This window comes from Vibrio phycocola, from assembly GCF_054404255.1.
Map to the genome: position 1 here is coordinate 100,101 of NZ_JBTAMQ010000012.1, position 23,656 is coordinate 123,756.

A 23,656-nucleotide genomic window follows, 5' to 3' on the forward strand; every position below is an offset into this window, starting at 1 on the left:
TAGAGTTTAACTCTGTTATTTTGGTGCAAAGCAGATAATAGGCTCAATAATAACCTACAGTGTGGATATAAAATCCATCAATTGATAACATATTTCGAGTTTTGTAAAATTCTAAATAGAAATAAAAGCGCTTTCATGAGGTTTAGCGATAAGAAATATCTCATAGAAGCAATAAATAACATGGAGTAACACAATGAACAGAAATTCAATTACCAAAGCGTTATGGCTGAGTCTTGGTTTAACCGCAATCACCGCATCTAGCGCCACATTTGCAGCCAATGTACCTGAAGGAACGAAACTCGCAGCAGTACAAGAACTTGTTCGTGGTAACGGCTCAGAAGTCGCTTCATTAGATCCGCACAAGACTGAAGGTGTACCAGAATCCATGGTAATTCGTGATTTATTGGAAGGTTTGGTTAACCAAGATGCAAACGGTAATACCATTCCTGGTGTGGCAGAAAGTTGGGAAACCGCTGACAACCAAACATTCATCTTCCATCTTCGCCCTGAAGCAAAATGGTCAAATGGCGATTCAGTTACTGCCGAAGATTTCGTATATAGCTTACAACGCGCCGTTGATCCTGCGACTGCTTCTCCATACTCTTGGTATCTTGAAATGACCACAATGGAAAACGCAGCCGATATTATCGCGGCTAAAAAAGACAAATCCACGCTTGGTGTTAAGGCAATTGATGCTCACACATTAGAGATCAAACTTGAGCAAGCGGTACCGTATTTCATCCAAATGATGGGTCACACCACTGTTAAGCCGGTTCACCAAGCGAGCATTGAAAAATTTGGCGATCAGTGGACCAAGCCTGAAAACTTTGTTGGTAATGGTGCCTACACACCTGATACATGGGTAATTAACGAACGACTAGTGCTAAAACGCAACCCGAACTATTGGGACAATGACCATACCGTCATCGACCAAGTGACTTACCTTCCAATTGAAAACCAAAATGCCGATATGAACCGTTTCCTTGCCGGTGAAGTCGACATGACGTATGAAGTCCCTGTTGAGCAATTCAAACGCTTGAAAAAAGAACACCCAGAATCTGTCGTCGTTACTGGCAACCTATGTTCATATTACTATGGCTTTAACAATGAACGCGCGCCGTTCGACAATGTGAATGTTCGTAAAGCACTGTCTTACGCGATTGATCGTGATGTCATCGCTAACGCTATCATGGGACAAGGAGAAAAACCTGCTTATTTCTTAACGCCAGAGATCGTCAATGGGTTTAGTCCAGTGGAACCAGACTACGCAAAATTAACCCAAAAAGAGCGTGTAGAAAAAGCGAAAGAACTGCTTGCTGAAGCAGGTTTTGATAAATCAAATCCACTTAGCTTTACGCTGCTTTACAACACCTCAGAAAACCATAAAAAAGTCGCGACAGCTGTTCAATCAATGTGAAAACAAGCACTTGGTGTGAAAGTGTCTCTAGAGAATCAAGAGTGGAAAACCTATCTTGATACTCGTCGCCAAGGTGATTTCGAAGTGACTCGTGCCGGCTGGTGTGGTGACTATAACGAAGCTTCTACCTTCCTCTCTTTAATGCAGTCAAATAACAGCTCCAATGACCCGCGTTACCACAGTGCTGATTATGACAAAGTGATGGAAAAAGCATTAGCAAGTACCTCAGAAGAGGAACGTAGCGCGTTGTATGCCGAAGCAGAGAAACTCCTAGCGAACGATATGCCAATCGCCCCTATCTATCAATATGTTAAAGCTCGCCTTCTATCTCCAAAAGTCGGTGGTTACCCATATAACAACGCAGAAGAGAAGATCTTCACCAAAGATCTTTACATTAAAGCTGAGTAATAACTTTTAGTATCACTCCGTACGCTGGCTACTCGAATGCGGTAGCCAGTGGCTTAACGTCAGTAATTACAATAACTTAAGAGTTATCTCATGCTTAGATTTATATTAAAGCGGGTATTAGAAGCAATACCTACCCTTTTGGTGCTCATTACCATCTCCTTTTTCCTGATGCGATTTGCACCCGGTAATCCTTTTTCCAGTGAGCGGCCACTTCCTCCAGAAGTTATGGCAAACATTAACGCCAAGTATGGCTTAGATAAGCCGGTTTCCGTTCAATACTTGACCTATCTCGGAAATGTCTTGCACGGCGATTTTGGACCTTCTTTTAAATACAAAGATTTTTCAGTTAACGAACTCGTATTCAGTGCACTGCCTGTATCAGCAAAAGTTGGCTTTGCCGCGTTTATATTTACCGTCATTCTCGGGGTGCTGATTGGCACGCTGGCCGCGATACGGCAAAACTCCTGGTTTGACTACATCATAATGGCGTCTTCGATGATCGGAGTGGTCATGCCCTCCTTTGTTTTGGCTCCGGTATTAATTTATATTTTTTCAATCAAATTAGGCTGGTTTCCAGCTGGTGGTTGGCAAGATGGTTCCTTTAAATACATGGCGTTGCCCGTTGTTGGTATGTCGATGCTTTATGTTGCCACCTTCGCTCGGATAACACGCGGCTCGATGATTGAAACGCTCAAAAGCAACTTTATCCGTACCGCTAAGGCCAAAGGACTCAATTATCGTTACATCATAATGAAACACGCATTAAAGCCCGCCATGCTCCCTGTTGTCTCATATATGGGGCCAGCCTTCGTAGGAATCATCACCGGTTCCGTCGTCATCGAAACCATATTTGGTTTGCCCGGTATCGGTAAGTTATTCGTCAATGCCGCCTTTAACCGAGATTACTCATTAGTCATGGGCGTCACCATTTTAATCGGATTTCTGTTTATTTTGTTCAATGCTGTCGTCGATATTCTGCTTGCCTATATCGACCCGAAAATTCGCTACTAGGAGGCTAAGATGATTACCAAAAAAGAAAATCTCAAAGCCCTAGAAAACTTCTCAGAGCAACTTGAAGTTGAAGGCCGAAGTTTATGGCAGGATGCTCGTATTCGTTTTATGCGTAACCGAGCTGCAATGGTGAGTCTGTTCATTCTTGTACTTATTACTCTTGCCGTTATTTTCTTGCCTATGCTGGCAACATTTAGCTATGAAGATACCGACTGGTATGCAATGAATGCCGCCCCTTCAGCGGACCATATTTTCGGCACCGATTCACTGGGTCGAGATATTTATGTGCGAACGCTAATTGGTGGCCGAATTTCTCTGATGGTTGGCATATTAGGCGCAATGGTGGCCGTGCTCATAGGGACGCTTTATGGGGCGACATCAGGATTTTTAGGTGGCCGAGTTGATCGCATTATGATGCGTATCCTTGAAATCTTATATGCGATTCCGTTTATGTTTTTAGTCATCGTATTAGTGACCTTTTTTGGTCGTAACATTATGCTGATTTTCGTCGCAATCGGTGCCATTGCCTGGTTGGATATGGCTCGGATAGTTCGCGGTCAAACACTCAGTTTACGTGGTAAAGAGTTTATCGAAGCTGCACACGTTTGTGGTGTTAGCAAATGGAAAATCATTACCCGCCACATAGTACCGAATGTACTAGGCATTGTTGTGGTCTATTCAACTTTACTGATCCCAAGCATGATACTGACTGAGTCTTTCTTATCCTTCCTAGGATTAGGTGTGCAAGAACCAATGACCAGTTGGGGAGCTCTACTTCAAGAAGGTGCAAACACCATGGAGATCGCTATTTGGCAACTCGGCTTCCCCGCTGCTTTTATGATATTAACCCTATTCTGCTTTAACTATGTCGGTGACGGTCTACGTGACGCTCTCGACCCTAAAGACCGCTAAGTTAAGGATATAACTATGAATTTATTAGATGTACGAGACCTTAGAGTCGAGTTTGCCACTCAAGATGGCAGTGTCACGGCAGTTAACGACTTAAACTTTTCTCTTAACCAAGGCGAAACACTCGGAATTGTAGGTGAATCAGGTTCAGGTAAATCTCAAACCGTATTTGCCATCATGGGCTTGCTGGCCAACAACGGTCGAGTTTCTGGTAGCGCGAAGTTTGAAGGCAAAGAAATTCTAAACCTTCCAGAGAGCGATCTAAATAAGATTCGAGCGAATCAAATCTCGATGATATTTCAAGATCCAATGACATCACTGAACCCTTATATGAAAGTCAGTGATCAATTAATGGAAGTGCTCAAACTACACAAAAATATGAGCCAAAATGAGGCCTTTGAAGCATCATTGAAAATGCTCGATGCGGTTAAAATTCCCGAGGCTCGTCAGCGCATTAATATGTATCCACATGAGTTTTCTGGTGGTATGCGTCAGCGAGTGATGATCGCAATGGCTTTACTGTGTAATCCAAAACTCTTAATTGCCGATGAGCCAACCACAGCCCTTGATGTAACGGTTCAAGCTCAAATAATGGACTTGCTGAATGAACTGAAAAAAGAGTTTAATACCGCCATCATTATGATCACCCACGATTTAGGCGTTGTTGCCGGATCTTGCGATCAAGTTTTAGTGATGTATGCAGGACGCACGATGGAATACGGCGGCGTCAATGACATTTTCTATCACCCAAGTCATCCCTATTCAGAAGGGTTACTCAAAGCAATCCCACGACTTGACACCGAAGGTGATATTTTGCCAACCATACCGGGTAATCCTCCCAACTTGTTGAACTTACCACCAGGCTGCCCTTACCAAGAGCGCTGCCATCGTGTTGTTGAGCATTGTAAGCAGCAAGCACCCTCGTTAGAAACGTTTGCCAACCAACGCCAACGCGCTTGCTTCTCATCGTGGGAGGAATGGAAAAAATGATCAATGAAAAAGATCTGTTACTAGATATCAACAACCTCAAGGTGCACTTTAACTTAGCGTCGAAATCAGCGTGGCCCTGGGCCAAACCAATAACGTTGAAAGCCGTAGATGGTATTGAAGTAAAACTATACCAAGGTGAAACTCTGGGCGTGGTTGGTGAATCCGGTTGTGGTAAGTCGACATTTGCCCGAGCCATTATTGGCTTGGTTGAGGCGACAGAAGGCCAAGTTATGTGGCTTGGTCAAGATTTAACCCGGATGAAAGATGTTCAGCGTCGTGAAACTCGCAAAGAAATTCAAATGATTTTCCAAGACCCGCTTGCCTCGCTTAACCCGAGAATGACGATTGGAGAAATTATAGCTGAGCCCTTGCAGACGTTTTATCCGAACTTAAAAAAGGATGAGATAAAGCAACAAGTGAAGGAAATGATGACCAAGGTTGGTTTATTACCTAATGTCATCAACCGCTACCCTCACGAATTTTCTGGTGGCCAATGTCAGCGCATCGGTATCGCCCGAGCTCTGATCCTTAAGCCCAAGATGGTAATCTGTGATGAGCCAGTCTCAGCTTTGGATGTATCGATCCAAGCTCAGGTTATTAATCTACTGATGGAAATTCAAAAAGAGATGGGGCTAAGTTTAGTCTTTATCGCGCATGACCTTTCTGTAGTTAAACATATCTCAGATCGCGTAATGGTGATGTACTTAGGTAATGTTGTCGAATCTGGTGAATCCAAGGCTCTCTTTGCTGATCCGAAACATCCTTATACCAAAGCATTGATGTCTGCGGTGCCAATACCGGATCCTAGGTTAGAGCGAGCCAAACAGATCGAAATGCTAGAAGGAGATTTGCCTTCACCAATCAACCCTCCTTCAGGTTGCGTATTTCGTACTCGCTGCCCCAAAGCCACTTCACAATGCTCTAAAACAAAACCGACTTTAGTGGGAAGTGAAAAGCATAAAGTGGCTTGTTGGATGGCAGAAGGGTAACTAAGCCTTTCAAATGCTTGGCTTGCTATTCGACTTAATCATCGAGGACTGTTCGTCGAAACGTTCAGTCCTTTTTCCACCAACATCTCTTCAATTGGTCCAACACGTTTAGACATCTATAAAGTGCCCTTTCTCTGGCAAGCGTTTAGACTAGCCACAAGTTAATATACTTTACGTTTGATATTAAGCTGAACTTTTATCTTAAATCGCATAGTATTACTAGGTTGTGGACTCAAGGTGAAATTTTCTCAGAATTACTTGTAAATTTAGTCACATAGACCTTGGATTTACATCAATTTTAACGAATATATACTTCATTTTCGGATTAATTATGAACATTGAAAAGGCGATATTTGACGCAGCCGTAGAATTGATAAACTCTCGATACCCAAGTGGTTGGGGTGGTGCAGCGGCAGTCCGCACTGAAACAGGCAAGATTCTTACTAGTGTTGCTCCGGATATTAAAGTGGAATCGTTGGGATTATGTATGGAAGTTGGCGCTTATCTTGAAGCTCATAAGCTGAACGAAGCTGTCACTCATTCATTGTGTATCGCAAGAGACGACGAACACTCAGAGTTTAAAGTACTATCGCCCTGTGGCGTATGTCGAGAAAGACTTGTTCATTGGGGAGGGGACGTCATGGCAGCGGTAAGTACGCCTAACGATGAACTAACGTTTAAATCGATACGCGAATTAATGCCACATCATTGGTCTTTGGCGTTTGGTGAAGAACTATAGCGCATTAATATCTGCTGCAGACTTTACTAATTTGCTTCTAAAAATAGAAACCAAACGGAGAATATCGTGAAAGGAAAGCATGTCGTTATTGTTGGAGGCAGTTCAGGCATCGGGCTCGCGCTGGCAAAACAGGTTGTTGATCTGGGCGGTAAAGTGACGATCGCCTCTCGATCAGAAGAGAAGTTACAACTGGCAGCAGAATCAATTGGCTCTAGCATTTCCACCCATGTATTAGACGCCAGTAATGAGACTGAAGTTATCGCATTTTTCAACAAAGTTGCCGACATCGATCACCTCGTCGCAACGATTAAGCCAACTCACATCTCAAACCAATTTACTGATGGAGAGGTGAATTCACACAAAGCGGCATTTGAGGCCAAATATTGGGGGCAGTACTATTTAGCCTTGCATTCAATTCGTTCAAACTCGGTGACCAACAGTATTACGCTCACATCCGGCATTGCAGCCTCACGCGGTTACACCGGATTCTCTGGTACAGCTGCGATTAATGGTGCAATCGAATCATTAGTTAAATCGCTGGCTGTCGAGTTAGCTCCCGTTCGTGTTAACGCATTGTCCCCTGGCTTTATAGAACGCTTCCCCGACGATCATCAACGATATGATACGGTTCAAAATTTAGGCAGCAAAATACCGTTGAAACGCTTGGGAAGCCATGAAGACGTCGCGCAAGGGTATCTATTTCTAATGAACAATAACTATTCTACGGGCACTGTTCTTACCATCGATGGTGGAGAATTAAGCGCATAAGACGATCCTCATTGTCAAAATAAATGCCACACTGATCAACAGTGTGGCATTTATTTTAAGTTCTTATTGCAGTACAGAGGTTCGAGAAAATAGGTTCAGCCTAAGACTCGCTTGGTTGGAAGTAGTTACTCTTGATCATCACTTGTGCTGAATAATTCTGACGAACAATATCCAATAATGTGGTGACTTGAACGGCCAGTTTTGCATAAGCGCTACTTGGGCTAACTTCAGTCAGGCGGGCAAAATAAAAGGTCGTCCACGTTGCTAAATATTCACCAATTAATTCTTTTACGTGCTGTTCTTGCTCATCGTCGATCAACATCCCTAACACTATTAGCATCAAACCAATATGATCTTCTGGGTCTTCAGCATTTTCACGCAACCCTAATCCACAATGTTCAATAAAGTCACAATAACTCTTGTTCGATTGACCGAATAAAATCGACTCTTTATCAAGGTACATCGAAGACCACGGTGGAGCAGGCATCAACTCTTGCATTGTAAACAAGCGCTCATGTTCGGTTTGCAATTCCGTGCGATCGACAAACTTAAATGCATCCAGCGCTTCGCTCACTTCCTTGATTGGGGTTTCGACATCGTCATTATCAAGATAGGTGTTGATTGGAAGGTGTTCAAAATCATTTGGCTGATAATAAAACAAGGTTCCGAAGAGTTTGCAAACAATGGCGAGATCAGGTCGAGAGAGGTCTTGTAGCTGCACAATAAAGCCTTAATAAATCCGTGTGCGATAATATCCATTACCATCGCGTTATTCTGAGCGAGTAAACATAACGGATTTTTTTGAATTAATCGACCTAAAACCCAACGCCATCGGTAAATGGCATCGACTAAAACTGATCACGAATGCGTTGATAATGGCCACGAATATGATCAATCAACAACTTAACCTTATTGGGTGGTTGGCGTGTATAAGGATACACCGCGTAAATACCCAGCATTTTTCCGACCTGTTCTGGGAAAAGATCCACCAACAGCCCCTCTTGAATATCCTGATACACCAATACACGAGGCACATAAATAACGCCCTGCCCAGCCAACGCTGCTTTGCGTAAGCCTGCCAAACTATCGGTAAAAAAACTCCCTTTTACATGGACTAAATAGTGCCCGTCACTATTCTTAAACTCCCACTCACTCGCCCCAGTGGTCTGATACGCATACTGAAGACAATTATGGTTTGCCAAAACATCTGGGGTGATAGGTAAACCTTGGCGACGAATATAGCTAGGTGACGCACAGACCACCCAATGTGAATCAACGAGATGACGTGCAATCATGCTTGAGTCTTCTAAGTATCCAGTTCGAATAACTAAGTCATAGCCATCTTCAATCAAATCAACAAACTTATTATTAAGCGACATTTCAACGGTTAAACCGGGATGCTGATTGCAAAACTCCGCCACTACTTCCGCCAATAAAAGCTCCCCAGAAGTCGTCGGCACTGACATTCGAATATGTCCGCTCACATCTTCACCATAACCAGATACAGCATCAAACGCTTCTTGAGCGGCTTGCTTCACACTTTTCGCATTGTGTAACAATACCCGCCCCGCCTCAGTTAACGTGAGTTTTCTAGTCGTTCGATACATAAGTTGAACACCTAACTCCTCCTCTAAACGCGCAATTCTCTTGCTAACCACTGAATTCGTAAGGTTATTTTTCTCTGCTGCTTTACTAAAACTTCCCAACTCAATCACTTGAGAAAACAGGATTAGGTCATCCGCACGCATGTTATTAGTCCACTTTTAGAAGTAATCAATTTCATTATTTCTCTATATTCATAAAAAAGAAAGGGGTAAATTCACGCCAACTTAACAAATTAGTCACATTTGTTAAGAACAAAGTGAACTTTCGATTGCAACATACGACACAGCTTAAACCCTAAAATAACAATGCTCGTAGAGTTAGCCGATCGGATGGAATATTTAATTTATAAGGAAGTACCCATGAGTGAAACCCTACTAGCATTAATTGCTTTTTCCCCGATTGTCGTAGCGGGAATACTTTTAGTCGGCCTCAACTGGCCAGCTAAGAAAGCAATGCCCATCGCCTTTATCTTAACCGTCATCATCGCCCTTACCGCATGGGATATGTCGACTACCCGCGTTTTCGCCTCTATTTTCCAAGGATTTGGAATAACTGTATCCGTATTATGGATTGTGTTTGGTGCCATATTCTTACTTAACACTCTGAAGCATACCGGAGCGATTACCACCATTCGCAACGGCTTTACCAATATATCCCCTGACCGCCGAATCCAGGCTATTATCATCGCTTGGTGTTTCGGGTCCTTCATTGAAGGTGCATCAGGGTTTGGTACGCCAGCCGCGATCGCCGCGCCGTTATTAGTTGCTATCGGGTTCCCAGCACTTGCCGCTGTTTTAATGGGAATGATGATTCAATCGACGCCAGTTTCGTTTGGCGCAGTTGGAACACCGATTATTGTTGGTGTAAACCGTGGGCTTGATACTCACAATATCGGTGAAGTTTTGGTTGCCAATGGCTCGAACTGGGATGCGTACTTACAACACATCACCTCGACAGTTGCCCTAACTCACGCAACAGTCGGTACGTTCATGCCAATTCTAATGGCAATAATGCTGACTCGCTTCTTTGGTAAAAATAAGAGTTGGAGTGAAGGTTTAGATATTTTACCTTTTGCAATCTTCGCTGGCCTAGCCTTTACCATTCCATATGCACTAACCGGTGTATTCCTTGGTCCTGAATTCCCATCGCTCATCGGTGGTATGTTGGGGCTTGCTATCGTAGTAACTGCGGCGAAAAAAGGATTTTTGGTTCCTAAATCAACTTGGAACTTCGATTCAGAAGACAACTGGCCAACCGAGTGGCTAGGATCGTTAAAGCTTGACCTCGACTCAATGAAACACAAGCCAATGGGATTAGCCATGGCATGGCTTCCGTATGTGTTGCTAGCGTTAATCCTTGTTGCAAGTCGAGTGAGCAGTGAGTTCAAGTCAACGCTAACGGACGTGAGCCTTTCATTCTCTAATATCTTCGGTGAAGCAGGGATCAGCACTTCTATCCAGCCTCTGTATCTACCGGGCGGAATCTTAGTCTTTACTGCATTTCTTGCCGTCATTATTCAGAGCCGCAGCTTAAAGCCACTCGCACAAGCGGTTGGTGAATCGAGCAAGACACTGATTGGCGCAGGGTTTGTTCTTGTGTTTACCATTCCGATGGTTCGTATTTTCATTAACTCAGGCGTAAATGCTTCTGATTTGGCAAGTATGCCTGTCACCACAGCTAACTTCGCAGCAGGTCTAGTTGGCGATGCATTCCCAGCGTTAAGTGCCGCTGTGGGTGCTCTGGGTGCCTTCATTGCTGGCTCGAATACCGTTTCCAATATGATGTTTAGTCAATTCCAATATGAAGTGGCACAAACCTTATCAATATCGAGTGTGGTTGTCGTAGCACTTCAAGCCGTTGGTGCAGCAGCAGGTAATATGATTGCGATTCATAACGTTGTTGCGGCGTCGGCGACGGTGGGTCTATTGGGTCGTGAAGGTGCGATACTTCGTAAAACCATTATTCCAACATTTTTCTACATTGTATTAACAGGTATCATCGGCTTAACCTTGATTTACGGTTTCCAATTCACTGACGAATTAATGTAGCCACCATCCGTATTACCAATACAAGTATAAGAAATAAGTAGGAAATCATTATGCAAAGTCAGTCATTAGACGCGAAATATACAACTCTAGAACAGAACCTTTCGGCTCAAATCGCGCCGGAACGCATCATCACCCAGGAAGCGAAGCGTCTTGCTTATGGTACGGATGCGAGTTTCTATCGATTGGTGCCAAAAATCGTTTTGCAGCTCAAAAGTCTCGATGAAGTTGTTTTTGCCATTAAATCGTGTGGTGAACTTCAAATTCCATTTACCTTTCGAGCAGCCGGAACAAGCCTTTCGGGCCAAGCAGTCTCTGATTCTGTTTTGATTACGCTAACTGATGACTGGCGCAAGCATAAGATTTTGAACGAAGGCAATAAGATACTATTACAACCAGGCGTGATCGGAGCCGATGCAAACGGCTATCTTGCACCGTTTCAGCGAAAAATTGGTCCTGATCCCGCTTCGATTAATACCTGTAAAATTGGCGGAATCGCGGCCAACAATGCCAGTGGAATGTGTTGTGGCACAGCACAAAATAGCTACCGTACCGTCGACAGCATGAGCATTGTCTTTGCAGATGGTACCTTGCTCGATACAGGTAATGAAGCAAGCATTGCTGCATTTAAAGCCGCAAAACCTGAGTTTATCGCTGATATAGAAGCGCTTTGCCAACAAACTCTTGCAAATACCACACTTACTGAACGAATTAGACATAAATACCGTCTGAAAAATACCACCGGTTATGCGCTTAACTCGCTGGTGGATTACCACGATCCTATCGATGTCATTGAACATTTGATGATTGGTTCGGAAGGAACATTAGGTTTCATCGCCGACATTACTTACAACACAGTGATCGAACACCCTCACAAAGCTTCAGCTTTATTTATATTTAAAGATATCGAACAAGCCAGTCAAGCCGTAACCACTTTATCAAAAACTCCAGTCGCTGCGGTTGAAATGATGGATGGCCGCTCACTACATTCCATTGCAGGCAAACCGGGGATGCCCGACTTTATCGCATCGCTCGATTTAGAAGCAGCCTCTTTGTTAGTTGAATCGAGAGCAACCGATCACCAAACGTTAGACCAGCAATGTGACGCCATTCTTGAAGCCCTAAAAGAGTATGAGATTATTGAATCTGTGCCCTTTACTTCTGATGCAAATGTAGTGGCAAGCCTTTGGGGAATACGCAAAGGCCTATTTCCAGCCGTCGGTGCGGTTCGTGAAGTTGGCACTACGGTGATCATTGAAGATGTCGCGTTTCCGGTTGAAAATCTCGCAGCTGGTGTACGTGATCTTCAAGAGTTGTTTGACCTCTATAAGTACGATGAAGCGATTATTTTTGGCCATGCTCTTGAGGGAAATCTTCACTTTGTATTCACACAAGGTTTTGAATCACAAGATGAAATTGATCGCTATGGTCAGTTTATGGAAGATGTTGCTCAACTTGTCGCGGTGAAATACCAAGGTTCGCTAAAAGCCGAGCATGGAACCGGACGAAACATGGCTCCTTATGTGGAACTCGAATGGGGTAAAGATGCGTATCAATTAATGATAGCGATCAAACGTTTATTTGATCCAAATGGGCTCTTAAATCCAGGCGTGATCATTAATGACAATCCTAATTCTCATATAGAAGATCTTAAGCCAATGCCAGCAGCTGACGATTTGGTTGACCGCTGTATTGAGTGTGGCTTTTGTGAGCCAGTTTGCCCTTCGCGAACCTTGAGCCTTTCCCCTCGCCAACGAATCGTACTTTACCGAGAGTTACAACGCAGAGAAAGCTCAGGCGAGACCCAATCTGCTGACGAATTAAATAGTGTCTTCGAATACCAAGGTATTGATACCTGTGCGGCAACAGGACTGTGTGCCGATCGCTGCCCTGTCGGCATTAATACAGGCGATTTAGTTAAGAAACTCCGTACCGCGAAATACAAAAAATTTACGCCTATCGCCACATGGACTGCGGATCACTTTGAAACTACAACGACGTTGACCAAAATTGGATTAAGAACCAATCACTTTGCAACAAAAGTGGCGGGAGAAAAAGCTGTCGGCGGTATCACCAACGGGCTACGGAATCTCACTCGTGGTAAAACGCCATTTTGGATGGCAGAAATGCCACAAGCCAATCGATTCAAGCTTGATCAAGCGATTCGCTATCAGGCCAACTTCGACAAAAAAGTCGTCTATATGCCATCGTGCGCCAGTCGTACCATGGGACAACAAAGTGATGCTCAAGATCAACGCTCACTCACTGAAGTTACACTGAATCTACTTGAAAAAGCAGGGTTTGAAGTCATTACTCCAAATGAACTCAGCAGCCAATGCTGTGGAATGCCATACAGCAGTAAAGGCATGAATGACATTGCGACAAGTAAGTCTGAACAACTAGAACAAGCACTATGGAATGCCACTGAACAAGGTAAATACCCAGTGCTGATGGATACCAGTCCTTGTGCTAAACGCAGTACCGAAGAGTTTACCAAACCATTGGAAATTCTAGAGCCGACAATGTTTACTCTAAAATACCTGATCGATCATTTAAACATCACTCAGAAACAAGAGACCGTTATGTTGCACGTTACCTGCAGCTCTCGTCGCATGGGTATTGAACAGAAAATGGTTGAGCTAACGAAAGCGTGTGTCAGTGATGTCATTATTCCAGAGCACATTCAGTGCTGTGGTTGGGCTGGCGACAAAGGCTTTACTACACCAGAACTCAACGCCGCAGCGGTTCACCCCCTCAAAGAGCAAGTCCCAACGGGTTGCATACGCGGATTTAGTAACAGTCGAACATGTGAAATTGGACTGTCACATCACAGTGGTATTCCTTATCAATCGATTCTTTATCTTGTCGATGAAGTAAGTGCATAAACCTAACTTTTGAGGCCCAGTTATTTTACTGAGCCTCAATATTTCACTCGACTCTCCGCTCTCACGTCATCCCATAATTCGAGTATTACTTGCCACTTTGTGCACCAAACTTAAGACAACTTAAGGAATGCATAATATTGTATAAGTAATTATTTGAATAGCACCAAACAACCACCTATATTTATGTGATTATCTAATATTCATTACTTTAGGCTCGCTTATGAAACCCCAAATTATTCTCCTTTCGTTACTTGCAGCTTGCACGACTGTTCAAGCAGAAGATGACTATTTCTCTGCCGGGTTATCCGTAATAGGAGTGAATGTTGACAAACATGGCGGTGATTTTAACTATGGCGCGGGGTTCACAGCGGCAAAAATTCACGATGGGAATAATTGGGGAGTCGTTAGCTCTTTTGATGTGACGTCAATCGATAGTGCTGTTGTATACGATGCCTTGGTTGGGCCAATCTATCAATTTCCAGAAGCACCTTGGTTACGATTATATCCCTTAATTGGTCTAGGTTACTTTTACTCAAATGGGAGTGGTTCATTAGATGGCGATCGCTTTCGAGCAGAGCACTATGATCGTCCAGGGTTCGCATACGGTGGTGGAGCGCAATTCTCTATCGTAGAAAACAAACCAATCTACCTTGAAGTAAACTATAAGCGTTTAGAATTGAGAAGCGAACTATCAGACTACAATTTTGATGTGATGTTTTTTGGTTTCGGCTTCAATTTCTAGATCTAGAACGAGTTCTAATAATGTATGTAGGTTAATAAGACCTACATACATTTCAGCAATTCAATGGTGTTTTTATTTTTCAGAAGCTATGACATTGTTACGTTAGAGTTCTTTCTGAACAAGGTAGTCAATCAAATCACATTCCGTCAGAATCCCCGTGTACTCCCCTCTTCTTGTAACCACTAACGGTAACTGATAGGTTTTTTCCTTAAGTAATGTTAACAAACTCTCTATATCTAACGTTTCATCGACAGAGTGGAATTTTACATCCATAACCGAATTAATAGGTCGACGCCACATCCTCGACTCTTTTTCAGTTTCTAAGTTTGTTCCCATTGTCGGAGATAAAAACAAATTCAGTTGTGCTCGCTCTACAATCCCGACACATTCTTTGTTATCAACGACTGGCAATACACTAATAGACTCGGTAGTGAAATACTGATATACGAGTGAAATGGTTGCACTCGGGTCTATCCTCGGTAGCGATTGAGTCGCAATACTACCGATGTTGGTCACGAGAAGATCGGATGTAACACCGTCTGAATCGTCGGCTTGCTGAAGAATCTGCTCAACCGTAAGGTTAATACGCTCAGGCAGTTTTCCAAACTCTTCAATTTTTGCAGGCAATGTAAACAAAGGCCCCTGAAGAAAATCGATACCTAAGAAGACTAAAACTCTCGCTTGTTCGACACTTTCAACACCTTCAACAATAACTTTCACACCCATTCCATGACAAACTTTTACTATCAACTTCACCACTTGATAGTAATTTGAATCATCATGAAATTTAAGTTTGAACCGATCATCTAAGCGTAGGTAACGATAACTCCCTTCAGCTAATTGGTTCTCTATATCAAACCCTGAAGACAAATCCGCCAATGCAATAGCAGAGCCTTTCTCTGCCAACCTTCTAAGGTTACTCAAATCATTGGCAAATTTCACTTTGAATTGGTCACGTGTCGAATTCACATCCACCACCAACCGAGAATAACTAAGCTTGTTTTGTCGTGTTAGAAAATCAACACAATCAATAAGGTCCGAAAAGCTTTCGCGAGTATTCGTCGAAAGGTTGATATTGAGAAAAGCGTGAGTACTATTAATATATGGCTTGAGTTCTAACAGAGCCTTGTGATAGGTCAACAAGTCTAACTCCGAGATCAAATTTTGATCTTCACATATGGATATCAATTCTCGAGTATTTGTTTTAAGTACAGGATCTGCTGGAAAGCGACTCAGAATTTCGTAGCCTTCAATGGCCCATGAACGTGTACTTATAATCGGTTGGTATACAATATTTACATCATCATTATCTACCGCAACTCGAACCACATCCTCCAGTAAAACTTGACGCTTTATTTCTGATTGAAGCTTAGTATCAAAAAACGTAACTCGTTTGTTTTGTTTGTTTTCCTGGGCCATTGTTGCTTGAAAGGCATGAATTACAGCTGTCTGAAAATTAACGCAATCACCACCTAATACCGATATACCAATCTTGCTTGAAGTTAAAAACTTATAAGCCGACTTCTTACTCACTTTAACAGATTTGAAAAACTGTTTAATCGTTTGCTGAATGGTACTTGCGTAGTGGTTACTGCCTCTAGGGACACAGAGGTATACCGCATACAAAGCATCTTTCACCTCTCCTACCAACCGGACGGTTTGTAGCTCTCCTAGACTCGCAAATTCTTCTATCTGCTCTTCTAATGCCGATTCATTGTTAAACGCAAGAACAATATCGATATGGTTGTAATGCAGAGCATCACTAATTTTCTGAGCCTCAGAAACAAAATCTAAATTAGTGACCAATGATATCGCTTCTTTCATACGGCATCCTAATTACTTTCTATTGTTGGCACCCATAACTATGCCATGGTTAAAGATATTCACACTTATATTTAACCATAGATCAAGTATGCTCAATTCACAGTGTAAATTGAGCATACTGAAGATTTTAATATCCTTTAATTTAATTACTTTGAAGTTTGTAATATAAGGTCGACAGTGGTGGTAGCTTAATCATAACCGATTGAGGTAACCCTTCACTTTCGATCGAGTCAGGTTTTAGCGTTCCGTTCACCTCAAAGCCACTCCCGGCATATTTCTCATTATCCGTATTCAGCAGCAACGAATAACTATTTTTACTCACAACACCAAGCCTAAAATCGTCATGTGGAACTGGTGTGAAATTGGTAATTACGAGTATTCTCTCACCATCTTCACTCATCCGCTCATGAGCTAATATGCTGATTTCAGCTGCATCGGATAGTCGCCATTCAAACCCCTTAGGTTCATTATCACACTCATATAACGCTTTTTCACTGCAGTATAAATGATTGAGATCGCGAGTTAGTCTATGGACTCCTTGATGACGTTCATAGTCCAACAAGAACCACTGAAGTTGGTCATCATGATTCCATTCAGCAGTTTGACCGAACTCCGCCCCCATAAAGTTGAGCTTTTTACCCGGCTGCGCATACATATAACCTAAATAAGCGCGTAAGTTTGCGGTTTGCTGCCACTCGTCACCCGGCATTTTTAAATGCAGAGAACGCTTACCATATACCACTTCATCGTGTGACAACGACAATACGTAATTCTCACTGTGGGCATAAATCAAAGGGAAGGTGATAACATTATGATGGTATTGGCGATGTATTGGGTCATGTTGGATATACTCTAAACTATCGTGCATCCAACCCATATTCCATTTGAAGCCAAAACCTAAGCCCCCCATAAAAGTGGGTGCTGACACACCAGGGTATGCCGTCGATTCTTCAGCAATGGTCATCGCATTAGGGAAGTGACGATACACTTCTTCATTCATCCATTTTAAGGTTGCGATGGCGTCGTAGTTTTCTCGTCCACCATCCACATTCGGGATCCATTGATCGTGACTGCGCGAGTAGTCGAGGTAAAGCATCGAAGCAACAGCATCCACTCTTAATCCATCAATGTGGAACATCTCAAACCAATACAAAGCATTGGATACCAAGAAGCGACGAACATGCTCTTTGCCCATGTCATAGATATAAGAATTCCAATCCTGATGCCAACCGCGGCGAGGATCAGGATCGTGGAACAGAGGGGTACCGTCAAAATTATTTAAGCCATGGCCATCCGCAGGGAAATGCGCTGGTACCCAATCAAGTACCACACCAATTTGATGTTGATGACATAGATCGACAAAGTATTTAAAGTCATCGGGCGTACCATAACGACTGCTCGCCGCAAATAATCCAATCGGCTGATACCCCCAAGAACCATAAAATGGGTGTTCAGAAATTGGCATCAATTCAACATGGGTGTACCCCATATCAACCAAATATGGGACTAACTCATCTGCAAGTTCACGATACGTTAAGAACTCATTGTTTTCACCACGTTTCCATGAACCTACATGAAGCTCATAAAAAGAAAGAGCTTGCTTGCGCTTCTCAGTAACCGCTCGGTGTTGCCATTCCTTATCTGTCCACTGATAACGATTATGATCATAAGTTAAAGAGGCTAACGAAGGAAATTGTTCAGAATGGACACCCCAAGGATCGGCTTTGTGCGGCAGAGGTTCTCCATTTGGCCCTTTTATTTCAAATTTATATTGGGTGCTTTCCGGTAGATCAGGAATAAAAAGTCCCCAAATACCGTAATCTAGACGCTGTAATGGATTTCGGCGGCCATCCCAATTATTAAATTCACCAATTAAGCTAATCGCAGATGCATGAGGCGCATACACTAAAAAGCGCACGCCAGAAATTGACTGACCACCACGCTCTAACGTGACAAATTGCGAGCCCAAATGCTGGTACATGTTCTTTGGCGTATGAAGATCTTCGTACGAAGCGTAAATTGAATGGTATTGATATGGGTCATCGATGATTTGTTCAATTCCCCCCCAATTTACCGCTAATCGATAATGCGTAAAACGAAGGTCAAAATCCGCTTGTAAAATGAATCCCCCGTCGATTTCCTTATCCATTAAATAACGGGAGTCATCATCGAGTAATACCTCAACGCTGGTTGCTCCCGGCTGCCACGTACGCAAAATACCTTCAATAGGAGAAATATAAGGTCCCAGAAAACCAAACGGTTCAGCGTGAGACACATATTCGAGCTCTTGATAAGCTTGCTTTAATTCTGATAATTTCGTTGTGTTAGCCAATATAGACTCCTAACCAAACGTGCATGTTTGTTATCAATATTCCCGCTCTGTTGTAAACGGGGATTTAACATTAGTTTATCTAACAATGGTGCTAGATAGAGTGACTCAGCCAATAGTTTTGTATCCATTTATGTGCCGTTAGTCGCACCAATGGCACCCTATTGATTTCTAACCATAGTGATTCTAGTCATAAGATGATTCACTTCATCACGTGTAAATAGATCTTCCAAGGTAGTATTGAGCTTGCGTCGCCAGTTAGGGTATTCATCGACCGTACCTGGAATGTTAACGGGTTTATCCATCTCTAAAAGGTCTTCAAGTTGTAAACTCATCAACGCGGATGCTCCTGCGGCCAAATGCAGGTGTAACCCTTCACTTAAGGTGGAATCCATCGGTACTAAGCTCGCATCTCGTCCAACGCATTGTGGTAAGTAACCATGCCAATCCACAGATTCTAGAATTGCTTGCTTACTTGCCAGTCTCTCATCAAATAGTCTTTTAAGTTTATGTTCATCAGGATAAAGTCCGATATCGGCTCCCATTTTCAGGTCATCGCAATGCCAAAATCCTCGCAATGTCGGCATATCATGAGTACACAGGGTCGACATCGCCTGAGGTGGATAATGGTTTGGAGAGATGTATCCTCCATCTTCTGCTGTTTCAAAGAAAAATACTTTGTATGAGTAGATTCCTGCATCGGCGAGTAGAGATACAATCTCTGGCGGTACGGTTCCCAAATCTTCACCGATGACACTGCATTGATTGCGCTGTGATTCTAATGTGAGAATAGCGATGAGCTCTTTCACCGGAAAGTAAATGTAAGCACCATCTTGCGGTGATTTTCCTTTTGGTATCCACCAAAGTCGAAGTAATCCCATAACATGATCGATTCGTAATGCGCCACAGTTTTTCATATTGGCACGTAGCAATTCAATAAACGGTTTATAGGCTTTTGAGCGCATCGCTTGCGGATTTAAAGGCGGTAATCCCCAGTTTTGACCTAGTGGACCCAGTTGATCTGGTGGTGCTCCAATACTTAAGCCAGTAAGCAAATTACCTTGATCGGCCCACACTTCTGCCCCTGAGTCTGCAACACCAACGGCCAAATCACGATACAGACCGAGGTCCATACCTTTTTCTTTGGCTAAGGATTGTACTTCGCTCAGCTGAGTATCCGATAGCCACTGGAGATACAGATGGAAGTCTACTTGATCTTTTTCATCGCTCATAAACTGACTGACACCAGCAGATCGAAACTGACGAAATTGCTCAGGGAAAACCTGCCAACCCCATATTTGGTCGTCTTGTTGATGTAATTTAGTATGCAATGCATCAAATGTTGCTTGAGCGAGTAGATCCTCTCCCCCTTGCTCGACAAAGCTTAGAAATGCTTGCCCCCGCTGACTCTGAGTCTCTAAATGACGATGCTTAAATTCAGCAAACAAGAGTGGCAGGATTTGCATTTTTAACTGAGCAACGAGTGAGTAATTCACCCAATGTGCTGAACGTGCTTCTTCAAGTTTTTTTTGAAATTCAGCACTTCCAACAATTTGTTGAGCGTCATTACAAAACACAAATTCTGGGATGGAACTGACATCAAGATAAAATACATTTAGCCAACGCCGAGATGAAGGGCTATATGGACTTGCACCTTCAGGGTTCGCCGGAAACAAAGCATGAATTGGGTTCAGGCCAATGAAATCAGCGCCACGATCGGCCATCTCAACGACAAGGTGCTTAAGATCACCAAAATCTCCCATGCCCCAGTTATGGTCTGTTTTTAATGTGTAGAGCTGAACACTCGGCCCCCAAATCTTTTTACCTTGTTGCAATAACGGCTGTTGATAACATTGCCTAGGAGCAATAACTAAAGTGGCTGTGTACGGTGTCTTACGACGCTTTCTCAATACTGAAAGTTCATGATATCCCAATGGTAATTCAACTGGGATTGAAAAGACCAAAGGGCCGTTTTCAGCACGATCATCTCGAACAACTTGCGACTGAAGATAACCCGAAAAATGTTGGCCACACTCCGTCACTAGTTGCCATTCAAACTCACTTTCCCGCGCACTTACGCCTAGGTTAAGCTCTATTTCAACAGGTTCATATTGATAGACAACTTGCAGTGGGTCGAGAATATCAACTTTATGTTTTTTTTCCGCAGACAACAGCAAAGCACCATCACTACTAGTATCGTAACCGAGCTCAGAAAGTATATACGTTATCGTTTCTTGGCTTACTTCGCTTTCATCGCCCATCATGCTCGTAAATCTGGGCGCAATGCCTACTAAATCGGCCACCTTAAGCAATGTCTGTTGTTGAAGTTCCATCGATCTCTCCTAGACACAAATAAAATAGGCGGTGAATACGATTCGACCGCCTCAATTAACCCAAAAAATCAACGATTAACAGGTTTAAGCTTCCAAATATTGTTTACGTAATCACGAATACTTCTATCGGAACTAAACTTGCCGACTAAGGCTGTATTGAGAATGGCCATTTTTGCCCATCCCGCTTGATCACGATAGGCTTCATCAATTTTGGTGTGTGCTTCAACATAAGACGCAAAGTCTGCTAATACCAAATACGGATCGCCGCCATTGAGTAAACTATCGTAAGTTGCTTTGAGCTTACCCGGCTCTCCTGGAGTGAATTCATCACCGAGTAACAGATCAAGTGATGCTTTAAGAAGCGCATCAGCGTTGTAATAATCAAATGGGTTATACCCACTGTGGCGCAACTTCTCAATATCATCGACTTCTAAACCAAAGATAAAGATATTGTCATCACCCACTTCTTCTCGGATTTCAACATTCGCCCCATCCATAGTACCGATGGTCAAGGCTCCGTTCAGTGCCATCTTCATATTACCGGTCCCAGATGCTTCTTTCCCAGCCGTCGAAATTTGCTCTGATACATCCGCAGCAGGGATAACAATTTCCGCAATACTTACACGATAATCCGGTAAAAAGACGACTTGCAGCTTATCATTTACGCGAGGGTCGTTATTGATTTTCTCTGCTATCTTATTGATTGCATAAATTATTTCTTTCGCAAGATAATAGCCCGGGGCAGCTTTTGCGGCAAAAATAAATACCCGAGGAACCATATCGAAATGCGGTTCAGTATCGCTAATCAAACGATGATACAAGGACAGAATATACAGCATATTGAGATGTTGACGCTTGTACTCATGCAAACGCTTAATTTGCACATCAAAGATCGCATCGACATTCAATTCAATTCCCATATTGCTTGATACCCAATCAACAAGGCGCTGCTTATTTTCCTTTTTCACAGACATGAATTGCTTTTGGAAATTCGAGTCTTCTGCAAACTCAGAAATACCTTCAAGTTGGTCCAAGTGTTTTGGCCAATCATGACCAATCTTATCACTGATCAATGTTGATAACGCAGGGTTACAAAATTGAAGCCAACGACGTGGTGTAATGCCATTGGTGACGTTATGTAAACGTGTTGGATAAAGTTCATGAAATTCAGGGAACAGATCGCTCTTAACCAATTCAGAGTGAAGAGCGGCTACGCCATTTACTGCGTAAGAGCCTACAACACAAAGGTTTGCCATTCGAACCATACGGTGAAAACCTTCTTGAATAATCGAAAGTTTTTGTTGTTTCGCTACATCACCTGGCCACTTCTCACGAACCTCAATCAAGAAATCATGGTTGATTTGATAAATGATCTCCATATGACGTGGCAACAGACGCATGATCAAGGACTCATCCCATGTTTCTAATGCTTCAGGAAGTAACGTGTGGTTTGTGTAAGCGAACGTTTTACTACAAATCGCCCATGCCTCAGCCCATGTCATGCCTCTTTCATCGATGAAAATTCTCATCAATTCAGGAATAGCAATCGTTGGGTGCGTATCGTTTAATTGGATCGTTTCATGCTTCGGAAGATCTTCCAATTCAAAGCCTGCGGCTTCGTGACGGCGTAAAATGTCTCGTATCGATGCAGCGCTATGGAAGTACTGTTGCATCAAACGAAGTGTTTTGCCCTTTTCATGGTTATCATTCGGGTATAACACCTTGGTAATATTACCCGCATCAATCAAGGCATGCTGAGCTTCGAAATAGTTCCCGTTATTGAAACTTTCAAGTGAGAAAGGCGCAGTAGCACGGCACTCCCATAGGCGTAATGGATACACGGTTTCACTTTGATAACCCACCACTGGAATATCCCATGGCATCGCCTTCACTGTCATTCCTGGAACCCAGACTCGCTTTTCCACTCCATTTTCTGTGAAACTCTCTACATGTCCGTAAAATCCAATTTCTTGTGCTAATTCAGGACGAGCGACTTCCCATGGATAGCCTTCAATACCACACCATGCATCTGGTGCCTCGCGTTGGTGGCCATTTTCAAATGATTGTTTGAACAAACCGTATTCGTAATGTAAACCATAACCAACAGCTGGGTATTCCTGAGCAGCCAAGGAATCCATGAAACAGGCCGCTAGTCGGCCTAAACCACCATTTCCTAAAGAAGGATCTCGTTCTTCTTCAAGTAAGTCTGACAGATCTTGGCCAAATTCGGCCATGGCTTCACTCACGGCTTGATATACGCCCATATTAAGCAAATTATTGCCAGTAAGACGACCAATTAGAAACTCTAGAGAAAGGTAATTGACACTTTTTGCATTAACAATTTTTGGGTCTTGTTCCGTTTCCAACAAATCAAAAGTTGTCAATTCCGCCAATGCGCGAGACATAGAGAGATACCAAGCGCGTGGCGTCGCATGTTCAATAGTCGTCGCATAGGTAGACGTTAAGTGGCGCTTAACATTGTCTTGAAAATTTTTCTTATCAAACGATTGTTGTAGTACAGGTTTCATAAAGAACCCTCGCATAGTTAGGTTAATTTCCGGCTATATTGAATATCCTGCATTTGAACGTAGTGCGAGACATCCTCCTCTCACCTTTACCTCAAGGCGTAGACATTAAGGCGTAGTAGTTAATATAATGAATT

At 43.0% G+C, this 23,656-nt stretch carries 15 protein-coding genes and 1 pseudogene; 10 read left to right on the forward strand and 6 right to left on the reverse strand.

Features of this window, described 5'->3' with window-relative positions; translation table 11 throughout:
• Positions 1 to 193 precede the first annotated feature (193 nt).
• The 7 genes and pseudogenes from ACXJY6_RS15455 (at position 194) to ACXJY6_RS15485 (ending at position 7,231) form a co-directional block, all read left to right on the forward strand.
• Positions 194 to 1,825 (forward strand): annotated as a pseudogene (locus tag ACXJY6_RS15455) (ABC transporter substrate-binding protein).
• 90 nt (positions 1,826 to 1,915) lie between these two features.
• Positions 1,916 to 2,836, forward strand: a complete 921-nt coding sequence (oppB, locus tag ACXJY6_RS15460) for an oligopeptide ABC transporter permease OppB (RefSeq protein WP_456050052.1) — start codon at positions 1,916 to 1,918, stop codon at positions 2,834 to 2,836.
• A gap of 9 nt (positions 2,837 to 2,845) precedes the next feature.
• Positions 2,846 to 3,748, forward strand: coding sequence for an oligopeptide ABC transporter permease OppC (gene oppC / locus ACXJY6_RS15465; RefSeq protein WP_456050051.1), 903 nt, complete (start codon positions 2,846 to 2,848; stop codon positions 3,746 to 3,748).
• Between the two features lie 15 nt (positions 3,749 to 3,763).
• Positions 3,764 to 4,735, forward strand: coding sequence for an oligopeptide ABC transporter ATP-binding protein OppD (gene oppD, locus ACXJY6_RS15470; RefSeq protein WP_458768874.1), 972 nt, complete (start codon positions 3,764 to 3,766; stop codon positions 4,733 to 4,735).
• Entirely contained in the window at positions 4,732 to 5,724 is a 993-nt protein-coding gene (oppF, locus tag ACXJY6_RS15475; protein ID WP_456050049.1) for a murein tripeptide/oligopeptide ABC transporter ATP binding protein OppF, read from the forward strand. The genes oppD and oppF overlap by 4 nt, the downstream gene beginning before the upstream one ends.
• Before the next feature lie 328 nt (positions 5,725 to 6,052).
• Entirely contained in the window at positions 6,053 to 6,463 is a 411-nt protein-coding gene (locus tag ACXJY6_RS15480) for a cytidine deaminase (RefSeq protein WP_458768919.1), read from the forward strand.
• Between the two features lie 66 nt (positions 6,464 to 6,529).
• The gene (locus tag ACXJY6_RS15485) at positions 6,530 to 7,231 is read left to right on the forward strand and encodes an SDR family oxidoreductase (protein WP_458768875.1); all 702 of its coding nucleotides are present in this window, start codon (positions 6,530 to 6,532) and stop codon (positions 7,229 to 7,231) included.
• Between the two features lie 100 nt (positions 7,232 to 7,331).
• Here the strand turns inward: ACXJY6_RS15485 and ACXJY6_RS15490 are convergent, their stop codons facing one another.
• Both ACXJY6_RS15490 and ACXJY6_RS15495 read right to left on the reverse strand, forming a co-directional pair.
• Positions 7,332 to 7,952, reverse strand: a complete 621-nt coding sequence (locus ACXJY6_RS15490) for a TorD/DmsD family molecular chaperone (protein ID WP_458768876.1) — start codon at positions 7,950 to 7,952, stop codon at positions 7,332 to 7,334.
• A gap of 127 nt (positions 7,953 to 8,079) precedes the next feature.
• The gene (locus ACXJY6_RS15495) at positions 8,080 to 8,979 is read right to left on the reverse strand and encodes a LysR family transcriptional regulator (RefSeq protein ID WP_458768877.1); all 900 of its coding nucleotides are present in this window, start codon (positions 8,977 to 8,979) and stop codon (positions 8,080 to 8,082) included.
• Positions 8,980 to 9,195: 216 nt separating this feature from the next.
• Between ACXJY6_RS15495 and ACXJY6_RS15500 the strand changes: the two genes are divergently transcribed.
• The 3 genes from ACXJY6_RS15500 to ACXJY6_RS15510 all read left to right on the forward strand — a co-directional run bounded on the left by ACXJY6_RS15500 (position 9,196) and on the right by ACXJY6_RS15510 (position 14,508).
• Positions 9,196 to 10,884 (forward strand): L-lactate permease, encoded by a 1,689-nt coding sequence (locus ACXJY6_RS15500; protein ID WP_458768878.1) that lies wholly within the window; start codon positions 9,196 to 9,198, stop codon positions 10,882 to 10,884.
• 50 nt (positions 10,885 to 10,934) lie between these two features.
• On the forward strand, positions 10,935 to 13,766 hold the full coding sequence (locus ACXJY6_RS15505) for an FAD-binding and (Fe-S)-binding domain-containing protein (RefSeq protein ID WP_458768879.1): 2,832 nt from the start codon (positions 10,935 to 10,937) through the stop codon (positions 13,764 to 13,766).
• Between the two features lie 220 nt (positions 13,767 to 13,986).
• Positions 13,987 to 14,508, forward strand: a complete 522-nt coding sequence (locus ACXJY6_RS15510; RefSeq protein ID WP_456050043.1) for an outer membrane beta-barrel protein — start codon at positions 13,987 to 13,989, stop codon at positions 14,506 to 14,508.
• 102 nt (positions 14,509 to 14,610) lie between these two features.
• Here ACXJY6_RS15510 and ACXJY6_RS15515 read toward each other — a convergent pair whose 3' ends face one another.
• The 4 genes from ACXJY6_RS15515 to ACXJY6_RS15530 form a co-directional block, all read right to left on the reverse strand.
• A complete protein-coding gene (locus ACXJY6_RS15515; protein ID WP_458768880.1) occupies positions 14,611 to 16,332 on the reverse strand; it encodes an EAL domain-containing protein in 1,722 nt (573 codons plus the stop codon).
• Between the two features lie 142 nt (positions 16,333 to 16,474).
• Positions 16,475 to 18,664 (reverse strand): 1,4-alpha-glucan branching protein GlgB, encoded by a 2,190-nt coding sequence (gene glgB / locus ACXJY6_RS15520; protein ID WP_458768881.1) that lies wholly within the window; start codon positions 18,662 to 18,664, stop codon positions 16,475 to 16,477.
• Positions 18,665 to 18,822: 158 nt separating this feature from the next.
• The gene (malQ, locus tag ACXJY6_RS15525) at positions 18,823 to 20,994 is read right to left on the reverse strand and encodes a 4-alpha-glucanotransferase (protein ID WP_458768882.1); all 2,172 of its coding nucleotides are present in this window, start codon (positions 20,992 to 20,994) and stop codon (positions 18,823 to 18,825) included.
• Between the two features lie 68 nt (positions 20,995 to 21,062).
• The gene (locus tag ACXJY6_RS15530) at positions 21,063 to 23,522 is read right to left on the reverse strand and encodes a glycogen/starch/alpha-glucan phosphorylase (protein WP_458768883.1); all 2,460 of its coding nucleotides are present in this window, start codon (positions 23,520 to 23,522) and stop codon (positions 21,063 to 21,065) included.
• Between the last annotated feature and the right edge of the window lie 134 nt (positions 23,523 to 23,656).